Source organism: Hymenobacter telluris (genome assembly GCF_017313265.1).
GTDB lineage: Bacteria > Bacteroidota > Bacteroidia > Cytophagales > Hymenobacteraceae > Hymenobacter > Hymenobacter telluris.
In genome coordinates, this window is record NZ_JAFLQZ010000002.1 from 73299 (window position 1) to 85277 (window position 11979).

The 11979-nt window shown below is 57.9% G+C and carries 11 protein-coding genes; 6 read left to right on the forward strand and 5 right to left on the reverse strand.

Annotation, left to right across the window (positions count from 1 at the left end; all coding sequences use genetic code 11):
- Positions 1 to 77 precede the first annotated feature (77 nt).
- From J0X19_RS02675 to J0X19_RS02685, 3 genes are all read right to left on the reverse strand, one after another.
- Entirely contained in the window at positions 78 to 1334 is a 1257-nt protein-coding gene (locus J0X19_RS02675) for a hypothetical protein (RefSeq protein ID WP_206980701.1), read from the reverse strand.
- Between the two features lie 113 nt (positions 1335 to 1447).
- Positions 1448 to 2296, reverse strand: coding sequence for a DNA/RNA non-specific endonuclease (locus tag J0X19_RS02680; protein WP_242581910.1), 849 nt, complete (start codon positions 2294 to 2296; stop codon positions 1448 to 1450).
- Positions 2297 to 2342: 46 nt separating this feature from the next.
- Positions 2343 to 3269: an SMP-30/gluconolactonase/LRE family protein gene (locus tag J0X19_RS02685; protein WP_206980703.1), complete on the reverse strand. Its 927-nt coding sequence runs from the start codon at positions 3267 to 3269 to the stop codon at positions 2343 to 2345.
- A 409-nt stretch (positions 3270 to 3678) separates the two neighbouring features.
- Between J0X19_RS02685 and J0X19_RS02690 the strand changes: the two genes are divergently transcribed.
- Positions 3679 to 4104: a carboxypeptidase-like regulatory domain-containing protein gene (locus J0X19_RS02690; protein WP_206980713.1), complete on the forward strand. Its 426-nt coding sequence runs from the start codon at positions 3679 to 3681 to the stop codon at positions 4102 to 4104.
- A gap of 114 nt (positions 4105 to 4218) precedes the next feature.
- Here the strand turns inward: J0X19_RS02690 and J0X19_RS02695 are convergent, their stop codons facing one another.
- The gene (locus J0X19_RS02695) at positions 4219 to 4863 is read right to left on the reverse strand and encodes a LuxR C-terminal-related transcriptional regulator (protein ID WP_206980715.1); all 645 of its coding nucleotides are present in this window, start codon (positions 4861 to 4863) and stop codon (positions 4219 to 4221) included.
- A gap of 464 nt (positions 4864 to 5327) precedes the next feature.
- On the opposite strand from J0X19_RS02695, the gene J0X19_RS02700 reads away from it, so the two are divergent.
- The 3 genes from J0X19_RS02700 (at position 5328) to J0X19_RS02710 (ending at position 8228) form a co-directional block, all read left to right on the forward strand.
- Positions 5328 to 6422, forward strand: a complete 1095-nt coding sequence (locus J0X19_RS02700) for a sensor histidine kinase (RefSeq protein WP_206980718.1) — start codon at positions 5328 to 5330, stop codon at positions 6420 to 6422.
- Positions 6423 to 6595: 173 nt separating this feature from the next.
- Positions 6596 to 7099, forward strand: a complete 504-nt coding sequence (locus J0X19_RS02705) for a cupin domain-containing protein (RefSeq protein ID WP_206980719.1) — start codon at positions 6596 to 6598, stop codon at positions 7097 to 7099.
- A 166-nt stretch (positions 7100 to 7265) separates the two neighbouring features.
- Positions 7266 to 8228, forward strand: coding sequence for a cation diffusion facilitator family transporter (locus J0X19_RS02710; protein WP_206980720.1), 963 nt, complete (start codon positions 7266 to 7268; stop codon positions 8226 to 8228).
- A gap of 33 nt (positions 8229 to 8261) precedes the next feature.
- On the opposite strand, the gene J0X19_RS02715 is transcribed toward J0X19_RS02710, so the two are convergent.
- Positions 8262 to 9596 (reverse strand): NAD(P)/FAD-dependent oxidoreductase, encoded by a 1335-nt coding sequence (locus J0X19_RS02715; RefSeq protein ID WP_206980721.1) that lies wholly within the window; start codon positions 9594 to 9596, stop codon positions 8262 to 8264.
- 275 nt (positions 9597 to 9871) lie between these two features.
- On the opposite strand from J0X19_RS02715, the gene J0X19_RS02720 reads away from it, so the two are divergent.
- Positions 9872 to 10276 (forward strand): hypothetical protein, encoded by a 405-nt coding sequence (locus J0X19_RS02720; protein ID WP_206980723.1) that lies wholly within the window; start codon positions 9872 to 9874, stop codon positions 10274 to 10276.
- 115 nt (positions 10277 to 10391) lie between these two features.
- Positions 10392 to 11966, forward strand: a complete 1575-nt coding sequence (gene treF, locus J0X19_RS02725) for an alpha,alpha-trehalase TreF (RefSeq protein ID WP_317194738.1) — start codon at positions 10392 to 10394, stop codon at positions 11964 to 11966.
- The last annotated feature ends 13 nt before the right edge of the window (positions 11967 to 11979 follow it).

The following is an 11979-nucleotide window of genomic DNA, read 5'->3' on the forward strand; positions in this document are numbered from 1 at the left end:
AAGCTGCATCCGTATCAGCACTGAACTTCGCGCCGTCGTGTTCCGCTTATGGGTAAGAACTGGAGCTAAACTGCCGGCTATTTCTCGTCGGCCTTGGCTGGCTTAATGCCCACGTTGCGCACGTTGATGAACTTAATCAGCGTCTCGAACCAGAACGGGGCGCCCAGCATCATGGCAAACGCCGTGAGCAGCCAGCCTCCAATCGGTAGCAGCCACGACCAGTTGACGGGGTGCCCGACTTTGCCGGTTATCGGGTCGAGGGTCCACCGCTGGGCATACTTGGGCATGCCATAATCATCGGCGCTGGCAGCCCATTGGTAAGTAGCCACCGAATCCTGCGCTGGAGCCCGGGCCGCGACCCTGCGGTAAGTGGGCTGGCCATTTACGGTTACGGCGGTTTTCATCGTAGTGGTATCTCTGGCTGCCGCTTTGTACACGGTATCAATAGTGTGGTCGGTCCAGCGAAGCAAGCCCAGCGGCAAGCCTACTTTAGGTACTGCGGCCAGCGTGTTGCGGAGTTCCGTATTGGCGGCCAGTAGCAGCGTATCCCACGTTTTCTGCCGTTGCTGTTGATATTGTTGTGCCTTTATTGAGTCGGTGGGATTGTAGATTATGTCGGGCGGCGCCGTACCGTGGGTGGCGGCTACTCCGGCCGTCACTAGCTCGGCCCGCGCTTCGGCGTGGTTGGAGTCGGCAAGGAAGCGGCTCAACCGGACTGTATCCACGTCGGCCAGCAGGGCCACCACTAGGCCGGCCATGAACAGGTATTTGCGGTTGTCGCGCTTGTACCAGCCCGTCATTCGCTCACCAAAGTCATGAAACCAGCCCTCTAAGTTGGTTTGCAGGGCTTTGCTCTGTTCTTCGGGCGTGAGCGAACCAGTGGGAGAAATGGCCGCCGACGTGGCCGTGGCATTCAGGTACAGCATTTCCAGCAGCCCCTTGAAGGTAGAAGGAGCCATAAGGGCTAGTCCCGCTTCAAACTGCTTGATGCTCGGTAGGGGGGGCGTAGCAGCAGGTGCCAGGCCACTTACCCACCCAATAATGGTTTGGGCAAATAAGGTTTCACTGATGTAGGCCGGCCAGCCATGCACAAACGAGCGAACCACTAGGCTTTTCTGACTCTGGGGAAGCATCAGGGCCTGAATAGCAGGGGCGGCATAAAATGCCTGGTGTGCCACCGGGCCCAGCGCCAGTGCCAGGTGGTTGTATAGGTAGTTGCCGCGCGTATTCAGAAACCCAGCCGGCAGCTCCACCAATGAAAGCGTCAGCTGGCTGAACAGCAAATACAAGGTAATCAAAGCAATGGCCGTGTCAAGGAGCGGGCTGTCGAACATGGCAGTAGAGCATCTTATTGCTCGTTAAAAGTGCGCTAGTCTGCCCCGCTTTTCTTCCGTGCTACTACTGAACTTTGCACCTGCATCTACCCATTTCACTGCTCAACCTTGCGCTATTGCGTCGGCCCCGTATCTACGCGTGCCTCCAAGGTGGCCTGCACGGCAGGCGCCACCGCCGACAGCAAATCCAGGCCGGTGGCGGCTTCCAGGGCATCAACGGTGGTGCGGTAATTGCCCCAGGCGGCCCCTACCGAATTCTGATTGGGGGCGTTGACGGCAATGACGCGGGTGCCAGCGTCTACGTCGTCGGGGCTGTGCTGACCGGCGGGTAGCACCACTACTACTTTCCAGCAGCGGGCCGGTACCGTCACGCGGCCTTGGTCAATGGTGTTGTCGGGGCCCTGGGAGCCGGTGCCGCCGGTGCCGTAGCTGCCCATGATGATGTATAGTTCGTTGCCACCGCGCACCAGGGTGCGGCAGTACTCCTCCAGGTCGGCCCAGGTGCGCTGGTTGAGGTTGGGCGCCTGAGGTAGCATGTTGGTCATCAGAAACGTAGCCGAGTTGCTGGCGGTGCTGGCCGTGCGGTCGGCGGAGGGGCAGTGGTGGCCCCTGTCGAAGCCCGAGCCGGTGTAGCTACTGGCCGTTACCTGGTACCAGCCGGCTGGCAGGGCATTGTCGGCGCGGAAGTTGTCTTGCCGGGGAGCAGTGCCCAAATCCTTGGCCGCCAGGTGCCAGCTCACCCAGTTCGGAATGCCCCGGCTGCGGTGGTAACTCAGGGCGTATTCAGGCCGCGTAAGCAGGTAGTTGTTGGGCTGATTAGGGTCGGAAGTGGCGCCGCTGGGGTTGCCCAGCGCCAGGTTCAGGTCCTCGGGCGTAGGGTCGGAATCGTCGCAACCGGCAACAAAGGCCAGCAGAACTACGGGCAACAGGAAACGCCAGCGGGCAGAGAAGATACGCATCATGCCCAAAGATACCGCCCCTGCCGCAACGCCCGTAGTTGCCCGCCGCTTACTGCACGCCCTTCACTTGCATCGGTAGCACGAATAATGCCGCCGAAGCCGTGATAAACAGCGTCTTCCGGTCTTTGCCGCCAAAGCACACGTTACCCGTCCATTCTTCCGGCACGGCTATGTGCTGGATTTTTTGGCCCGCGGCACTGTACACTGTTACGCCTTTGCCGGTGAGGTACACATTGCCCTGGTTGTCGAGGGTCATGCCATCCGAGCCCTGCTCCACAAACAGCTGCCGGTTGGTGAGCTGGCCGTTGGGCGCAATTTGGTAGCGGTAGGTTTTGTTGGCTTCAATGTCGGCCACGTACAACTGCCGGCCATCGGGGGTGCCAATGATGCCGTTGGGCTTTTGCAGCTTGCCATCAACAATTACGGGTTGCTTCTGGCCCTTGGGCAGGTAATAGAGCTTCTGGCCACCCAGGTTGGGGTCGGGGGCGGTGCGGGCCCAGTAGTCGCGCTGGTAGTACGGGTCGGTGAAGTAGATGCCGCCGCTGGCGGGATGCACCCACAGGTCGTTGGGGCCGTTGAGGCGGTGGCCCTGCACCTCTTCCAGCAGCACGGTCACCTGGCCAGTAGGTGCTATCGACCACAGCTGGTTTTGCTCGTCGGCGCAGGCCAGCAGGTTGCCTTGCTTGTCGAAATACAGGCCGTTGGCCCGGCCGGCGTTATCCAGAAACACACTGAGCTTGCCGCTGGTATCGTACTTCCAGATTTTGTTGTTGGGCTGGTCGGTGAAGAACACGTTGCCCGCTTTATCCACTGCCGGGCCTTCCGTGAACTTGAACTGCCGCGCCACCAGCCGCGGCGTAGCCGACCCCGCCAAGATGTTGCTGGTTGGTTGGGTTTGGGCATACGCCGCTACAATTCCGGCTCCAACAGCTACCATACCGCCGGCCAGTACTACCTTAAGAAGAGAACGATTCATAGGCAAGCAAAACAGGTTCCAACGTGGCGCGGGCTGGTTGCCAGCACCGATACGCTCGGAGTGAAACACCGGCTAAACGAAATTCCGAGTGGAAAGGCTGACACTACTTGCCCGATAGGTGCCCTGGCTGCCGGGGGCTGCGCCCATAAGCAGTGGTAGTGCCTAGCGCAATGAGCTTGTGTATAATAGGAAAGGAAGTTCTGCGGGTTATCGGCAATGCACAACCCCTGTCCGGCGAGAAAGATGAAAAGAGTGATTATGGGAATAATTTTATTTGATGTTGATCTAAAAGATGTTTTTTCAAGTTTTTTGCCGTAGTCAATACAATTATATTTAATTTCAAACCAAGAAGATACGCGTAATGGGGCGTGTCGGTCTTCAAGAAATGCTTACTGTATTCTACCCGCTTATGTACCGTTTTCTGACTTTGATTATCGGCTTCACCCTGGCAGCATTGCCTGGTAAATTACTGGCCCAGCAAACCACTACGCCCGATTCCGTTGAGCAGCCCAGCCAACCCAGCAGCTGCGAGTCGCTGACGGGCCTCATAACCGATGAAAACTATAAGCCTTTGACTGGCGCAACGTTACAGCTGCAAGGCATTAATGATGCCTTCAGCACCAATTCCGAAGGGCGTTATATCATTGTGCTCAACAAGCGCACGATACCTTTCCCAACCCGCATGAAGGTCAGCGCGGCTGGCTACGAAACCCAGGAGTTTGCTCTCAACAGCTGCAAGCCTACCGATGTGTCGCTCCGGCTGGTGCCAGGCACCATCTTCAAGCGCGACGGCCGCATCAAAAAAACCACCTCAACCGGTAAGATTAAGTACTAAGCCCCGGCTTAGCCTACACGTACCAGAAACGGCCCCGTTTGGCAATTGCCAAAACGGGGCCGTTGGTTTTATGGGCAGTACGATAAGACTACAGGCAAGCCTTTGCCGAACTTCTCAAGCCACTCCTACCCAGCCTTCGCGCACGGCTTGCACTACCAGTCCCACCAAGGTTTTGGCACCCGCTTTCTGCAACAGAGCCCGCCGGTGGCTTTCCACAGTGCGCACGCTCAAGCATAAATGGTCGGCTATTTCCTGGTTGCAGAGGTCGGACACTATCAGGCGTAGCACTTCCACCTCGCGTTGGCTGAAGGGGGTGGGAGGAGAAAAGCTTCGGCGAGCAGCCGGATGGGTGAGAGTACCACCAGCTGCGCCGCTGAGCAGCGCCATAACCGTAGTAACCACCGTAGTCGGAGTGGCGTTGTACGGCAGCAGGGCGTTGGTGTCAGGCTGGAGTAGGTACTGCTTTAGGGCTGGTGAGAGGCGCTGGCTGGCAATAACCAAAATGGGCTGACAACTCCGGACGCTCCGCAGGCGCTGAAACAAGGCAACCAACGACGGCCCAGCCAAGGTACTATCCAGCACCAGCAGGGCGTAAGGCTGTTGCCGAAGCAGCGGCTCTAGCATGCTAGCGTCGGCGGTAACACTAAAGGTAAGGCTGGGCCATTGGTCGTGCAGGGTGGCCAACAACCCCTGACGATGCAAAGAAGGCGGTGCCGCCACCAGCACCGACGCGTTACCAAAACAGCTGGCAGAGTTCATAATTAAGTGGGGTATAAGGATGCTGGATGCACTAAAGAAGAAGCATCAACGGACAACAAGGGTAGCAATAGGTGTGTAAGAAAAGGAGCTGATGCACGCCTAATTCCTTGAATGATAAGGCATGGCGTACAACCGAAAGTAATATATAGGTAAGGCTATGTCAATACCTATTTGTAGGTATATTGTAACTGAAACTTGTTTAAGTATAATAACATCGGTAAAACAGCAACCGGACAACCGCTGGGGCTAACGAAATAGTAGCCTCGTGCAACTTGTTGCGTGGTGGCTGGTTGCTTGGTAGCTATCCGTGTTGAGTTTGCAGAATGCTTACCTGTTTAGTGACCATCAGATTTAATACTATACTATAGTAACTTCACTGCTGCCGGTGCCGTTCTTGCCACACTCGCAAGCTCTACTTTAGTGGCACATACTGTTTCTACTTTCTTCTCCTTCTTTCATTGGCGATGCCTGCTCCCGTTGTTGATTTTCAGCATCTGATTGAAGAAATACCTTCTGTTTTCTTCGTTTACAACGTAGCCCTCCGCTCCGTTACGTATGTGAATGCCGCTTACGAGAAAGTATTTGGGGGCAACTCCGGCCAGGTAAACGACGAGCTGCCGGGCCTGCTGGCACGCCTGCACCCCGATGACCAAGACTACGCCGCCGACTGCCTTGAGCGGCTGGAAGCAGGGCTATTGCGCGAAGACATTCAAGTGCGGCTGGTTTCCGATGCTGGGTTGGTGCAGTGGCTGTGCGTGCGCGCGGTACGGTACCAGGCCCCCGATGGCACCCGCACCATCACCGGCTTCATCGACGACATTACCGCCGAAAAGGCTACCCACCAGAACGCTGCCAAATTCAATACCAAGAAGAATTCCATCCTCGAAATCCTCTCGCACGACCTGGCCGGGCCGCTGCGCCTAATGCAAACCCTAACCGAGCAGCTACGAGAACAGCTCCAAACCTACCCCGACCCACGGCTGCACGAACTGATTCGGATTATCACCACCACGTGCCGCGAAAGCACCGATTTGATTCATGATTTCGTGGACAACGAGTTTCTCGAATCGTCGAATGTGGAGCTGAAGCGCGAGCGGGTGAACATGGTGGAGCGCGTGGGTATTATGGTAGATAACTACCGGCGGACGCAAACACGCCTAGAGCAGGTGTTCACCCTCGAAACCTCGGCGCCGGCCATCTACGCCAGCATCGACGAAAACAAGTTCATGCAGGTGCTCAACAACTTGGTGGGCAATGCTATAAAATTTACGCCGGCCGGCGGGCACATCCGGGTAGGGCTAAGCGAGCAGCCGGGCCACATTCTGGTGACGGTAGCCGACGACGGCATAGGCATTCCGGAAGAATTGCAGGAAGGCCTGTTCGACAAATTCACGAAGGCCCGCCGCCCCGGCCTACGCGGCGAAAAAAGCACCGGCCTGGGCATGTCCATCATCCATACCATCGTGGAATTGCACGGCGGGCGCATCCGATGTAAAAGCGCCGAAAAACAAGGCACCACTTTCTTTATTGAGCTGCCACTGCTGGAGGCCCAGGCGTAACAAGCAGCCACGCAGACACTTGGTGTGCCCACCTCAATGGTAAGAAATGCGCTTAACCGCGGGGTTCTGTAGGCGAGCTGAACTGTTCATTCAGGCAGGATACGTACTTTTGGCACTGGCAAGGTGAGACACGCCACGTGCAGTAGTGCCTTCATCACATCATCAACCAGCGTATGAGTAGCGAAGATCAAAAGCAAAAGCTGTTTAAAGACATGGAGCAGCGCCTAACCCAACTGGGGTTCTCTATTGATAAGCAGGACCAAACCCGGCCGTGGGGTGGGTTTTTCGTGATTGACGAAACGCAGGCACCCGCTTTTGCCGACACGTATTTCGAAGGCCTGGCCGTAGACGACCTGCGGCTGGCCGGCAAGCTGAGCCCCAAAATCCTGATTGTAGCACCTCAAAAGCGGCTGTCGTGGCAGTACCACCACCGCCGGGCCGAGGTCTGGAAAGTGCTGCAAGGGCCGGTAGGCGTGGTAACCAGCACCACCGACGACGAAGGCGAAGTGCGGGTGTATGAGCCCGGCGAGTTGGTAACCCTCAAGCAGGGGGAGCGGCACCGCCTGGTGGGCTTGGCTACCTGGGGCGTGCTGGCCGAAATCTGGCAGCACACCGACGCCACCAACCCATCGGACGAAGACGATATTGTGCGCGTGCAGGACGACTTCGGGCGCTAGTCGGGCCGCCCGCCGTGCGGGGCAGCTATTAGCCCGTGCCGTGTAGGGCAGGCCCGGTGTGGGAGCAGCAAGCAGCGCCTTAGCAGCCTTCTGCCGAGGAAAGCCGTACTAGCCGGAAGCGGGTCAACCGTTTCCGGCTTTTCGTTTTCTGTATTTTCTCTGTTCTGTGTCCAACGCTCCTGTTCCTGCCGCCGAGCCACCGGCTTCCAAAGTTGCCATTATAGCGGCGCTGGCAGCCAATCTGGCCATTGCCGTTATCAAGTTTGTGGCGGCGGGTTTCACGGGCAGCTCGGCCATGCTGGCCGAGGGTATTCACTCGGTGGTGGATACAGCCAACGAGTTTCTGTTGCTGCTGGGCTTGCGCAAAAGCCAGCAGCCGGCCCACGCCGGGCGGCCGTTCGGGTACGGTAAAGAGCTGTATTTCTGGTCGTTTATTGTGGCCGTTTGCATCTTTGCCATTGGCGGCGGCATTTCCATCTACGAAGGCATTGAACACCTGCGGCACCCCACGCCGCTGGAAAACCCCACTTGGAATTACGTGGTGCTGGGGCTGGCTTTCCTCTTCGACGGGGCTTCGTTTCTGGTGGCGCGCCGCACGTTTAATGCCCAGCGCAACGGACGCAGCTTTTGGGCCGCTTTCCGAGGCAGCAAAGACCCTTCTATTTTCGTGGTGCTCTTCGAAGATGCCGCCGATTTGATGGGGCTGATTGTGGCATTCTTGGGGGTGTTTCTGAGCCATCAATTGCAGAACCCGGCCCTCGATGGCGTGGCGTCACTGGCTATTGGCCTTATTCTGCTGGTAGTGGCGGGCTTGCTGCTACGCGAAAACAAAAGCCTGCTGCTTGGGGAGCCCGCCGAAGCCGGCCTCTTGCAGGAAGTGGAAGCCTTGGTAACCGCCGATGCCGCCGTAGTAGCCGTGGCCGCGCCTCTATCATCGTACCTGAGCCCGCACGAAATTCTGCTGGTGCTGCGCGTGGAGTTTCAGCCGAAATTATCAGCCACCGAACTCACCGAAGCCATCAGCCAACTCGATGCTACCATCCGGGAACGGTACCCGGATATCCGGCACCTGTTTGTGCAGCCCTCTTTTGTGCAGCAGAAGCAACCCCACGATCAGCCACTGAGCTAGTTACATGGCTGCTTGCGCCCTGAGGCCTGGGGCTCAACTGGCCGGTTCACTTGCCTTGGGTGTGGGTATTGGCTCGCGCCGGCCGCCCATGATGTAGCGCAGGCCCGTATTCTGGCTGAAGTAGTTCCACATCCAGTTGGCAAAGACGGTGAGGCGGTTACGGAATTCCACCAAGGCAATTACGTGCACGAGGGCCCACATCACCCAGGCAAAAAAGCCCTGTGTTTTCCACTCCTTGCCCAGTAGTTTCACGTCGGCTACGGCGTGGTTGCGGCCGATGGTGGCCATAGCGCCTTTGTCGTCGTAGTGGAATGGCTGGAGGGGCTGTTTCCGGATGAGGCGCTCCAGGTTACTGGCCAGTAGCCGGCCTTGCTGAATGGCAGGTTGCGCTACCATGGGGTGCCCCTCGGGGTACTCAGGACTGAGCATGGCGGCAATGTCGCCAACAGCGAAGATGTTGGAGTAGCCGGCCACTTGGTTGTGGGCATTCACTTCGTAGCGGCCGCCCTTGCGCAAACTCTCCGGCCGGATGCCATCAATAGGAGCACCCGCCACCCCGGCCGCCCAAATGAGCGTGCGGGTAATTAGCTTCTCGCCGGTGTTCAGCGTCACGGTGTAGCCGTCGTACGACTTCACCCGGCGTTCCAGCATCACGTTCACCCCAAACTTCTGCAAGTATTCCAGGGCCTTCTGCGACGCTTCCGCCGACATGCCCTTCAGTAGCACGTCGCCGCTCTGAATCAGGTGAATGTCCATCTGGCGGAAGTCGATTTCGCGGTAGTCTTTCGGGAAAACGTGCTTGCGCAACTCGCTCAGCGCGCCGGCCACTTCTACGCCGGTGGGTCCGCCGCCCACAATCACAAAGTCGAGCAGGCTGTTGAGCTGTTCGTCGTCGCCGATTTGCAGGGCCTTCTCGAAGTTCGACAGCACCGTATTGCGCAGTGCCACGGCGTCTTCCACGCTCTTGATGGCAATGGCGTGGCGGGCCATCTGCTCGTCGCCGAAGTAGTTGGTGGTGGCGCCGGTGGCAACAACCAGAAAATCGTAGGGAATCAGGCCGATGGAAGTTTCCACTACCTGCGTTTCGGTGTTTACGCACACCACCTCGGCCATGCGGAAGCTCAAGTTGTCTTGCCCTTCCAGAATCTTCCGAAACGGCGACACAATGTCGGCGGCCTCCAGGCCTGCCGTGGCAACCTGGTACATCAGCGGCTGAAAGGTGTGGTAGTTCTGCTTGTCTACCAGCACCACTTGCACGTCAACGTTACGCAGGGATTTGGCCAGTTCCAGCCCCCCGAAACCACCGCCCACAATCACGACCCGCTGCTTACCAGTGTGTTCTATCTTGGCTAGTTCTTGTTCTTCCATCGAAGCTGCGCTTTGAAATACAGTACCTGCTTACTTAAAGCACGGCATAATAGTTATTGAGTTGGTGGAATGGCAGCACAAGAAAAACTACAGTTCAGCTTAAGCCAAAGCAGCCAATGAAGAAGCATTATACTGTTTATGGTATATTTACAACAGCTCTGGCAGATCAACAGCGAAGAAACATGATGCCTAATCGTGTATATACATCAACTAGCGCTTTATCTTTACCGCAGTTCAATTGCCGCCCCGTTGGGTGGTAGCTAGTACCGTGTTTTATGCAGTTACGCTATCTTATTGTTAATGAAAACGTTTCTATCTCTTACGATGATACCAATGATTGGCTGTATGTTGATTGGCAGGGCGAGCACACTCCCGAAACGTCGTACGCCACTTGCTTGCTGATGGTGGAAGCACTGCGGATGCAGCCGTGCAGCAAGATTCTCAACGATAATTCCAACATCACCTATACTACGGCCGAGCTTCCGGAGTGGGGCAAGCTGTGGCTGCGCGATATGGAAGGCGCCGGGCTCCAGTACATGGCCTGGGTGCTGCCGCGCAACGCGCCCAAGCTACAAACCACCGACCTGAGCGCCCGGCCTTTTCGGAAGCCGTTGGTAGTTACCTTTTCAGACGTGGCTACTGCTTTTGAATGGCTGCACAAGCAGCAGCGGGAACTGTAGCGTCAGGCTGGTTTGCAGTTACTAGTCGGGGGTAAGCGGAACGGGGCGGTGGCGGAATTGGCCACAGCAGGGCCGGGTTTCGTACGCATGGGTACACCACCTATTCTTTTGCGCCGTGCGAAACGTATTCCTGCTTTTTCTGTGTTGCTGCTGCCTGCCAGTAGCTGCCCAACTGCCACCTACGCCCCGGCAACTATACCCAGGCTTGTTTGAAGCCGTGCAAACGGGCCAGGTTTTTCCGGATAACAAGACGTTTGTGGACATGGTGCCGCGCAACCCGCGCGAGTCGCCGGCCCAGATTGTGGCCGACTACCAGCAACAGCGCGCTCAGCCTGGTTTCAACCTCACGCAGTTCGTGCAAACCCGGTTTCGGCTACCTACCACCGACACGGCCACGTACCGCAGCAACGTGCGCGCCGGCCTGCGCGCCCACCTCGATACGCTCTGGACGGTGTTGCGGCGCCAGCCCCAGGATTCGGTGAGCCGGTATTCGTCGTTGCTGCCGCTGCCTCGGCCGTATCTGGTGCCGGGTGGGCGGTTTCGGGAGGTGTACTACTGGGATTCGTACTTCACGATGCTCGGCCTGCGCGAAGCTAAACGTCTCGACTTAGTGCGCAGCATGACCGACAACTTTGCTTACCTCATTGGCCGCTACGGCTTTATCCCGAACGGCAACCGGACCTACTACCTCACCCGCTCGCAGCCGCCGTTCTTTGCCTTGATGGTGCAGTTGCTGGCCGAAGAACAGGGCGACACGGTGTTGCAGCGCTACCAGCCGTACTTGCTACGCGAGTACGCCTACTGGATGGCCGGCGCCGACTCATTGAAGCCCGGTACTGCCACGCGCCGGGTGGCGCGCCTGGCCGGGGGCGAACTGCTCAACCGCTACTGGGACGACAGCACGCTGCCCCGCGAAGAGTCGTACATCAAGGATGTGGAGGCAGCGCGCGGCAGCAAACGTGCCGCCCAACTCTACCGCGACATTCGGGCCGCCGCCGCGTCCGGCTGGGACTTCAGCACTCGTTGGTTTGGGCCGGCCGGTACGCTGGCCTCCATCCGTACCACCGAGCTGGCCCCCGTCGATTTGAATTGCCTGCTTCTGACCTTGGAACAAACCATTGCCCGCTCGTACAGCACCCAGGGCCAACGTGCCGAAGCGGCTGCCTGGCAGCAAAAGGTGGAAAAACGCAGCAAAGCCATTCAGCGCTATTGCTGGAACGAAGCGGCCAGCTGGTACACCGACTACGACCTCACCCAGCGCCGGCCCGCCGCCATCCGGACGCTGGCCGGCGTGTTTCCGCTGGCTTTCGGCGTAGCTACTCCCACCCAAGCCAGCCGGGTAGCCAAAGGCCTCAAAGCTGATTTTCTGAAAGACGGCGGTCTGCTGACCACGCTCAAAAACAGCGGCCAGCAATGGGACGCACCCAATGCCTGGGCGCCTTTGCAGTACCTGGCTGTGCAAGGCCTGAACCGTTACCGCCAGCAGCCCCTCGCCGATACCATTGCGGCGCGGTGGGTACGGCTCAATTCCCGCGTGTTTCAGCAAACCGGCAAGCTGCTGGAGAAATACAACGTCATGGATACGCACCTGCCGGCCGGGGGCGGCGAGTATCCGCTGCAAGACGGCTTCGGGTGGACCAATGGTGTGTTACTGAACTTGTTGAATAAACGGCCACAAGAAAGTAACTAGCAGCCCTACTGCC

Coding starts and splice junctions, on each gene's coding strand:
- J0X19_RS02675 (WP_206980701.1), bottom strand. CDS start 1,334: ATGTTCGACAGCCCGCTCCTTGACACGGCCATTGCTTTGATTACCTTG.
- J0X19_RS02680 (WP_242581910.1), bottom strand. CDS start 2,296: ATGATGCGTATCTTCTCTGCCCGCTGGCGTTTCCTGTTGCCCGTAGTT.
- J0X19_RS02685 (WP_206980703.1), bottom strand. CDS start 3,269: ATGAATCGTTCTCTTCTTAAGGTAGTACTGGCCGGCGGTATGGTAGCT.
- J0X19_RS02690 (WP_206980713.1), top strand. CDS start 3,679: ATGTACCGTTTTCTGACTTTGATTATCGGCTTCACCCTGGCAGCATTG.
- J0X19_RS02695 (WP_206980715.1), bottom strand. CDS start 4,863: ATGAACTCTGCCAGCTGTTTTGGTAACGCGTCGGTGCTGGTGGCGGCA.
- J0X19_RS02700 (WP_206980718.1), top strand. CDS start 5,328: ATGCCTGCTCCCGTTGTTGATTTTCAGCATCTGATTGAAGAAATACCT.
- J0X19_RS02705 (WP_206980719.1), top strand. CDS start 6,596: ATGAGTAGCGAAGATCAAAAGCAAAAGCTGTTTAAAGACATGGAGCAG.
- J0X19_RS02715 (WP_206980721.1), bottom strand. CDS start 9,596: ATGGAAGAACAAGAACTAGCCAAGATAGAACACACTGGTAAGCAGCGG.
- J0X19_RS02720 (WP_206980723.1), top strand. CDS start 9,872: ATGCAGTTACGCTATCTTATTGTTAATGAAAACGTTTCTATCTCTTAC.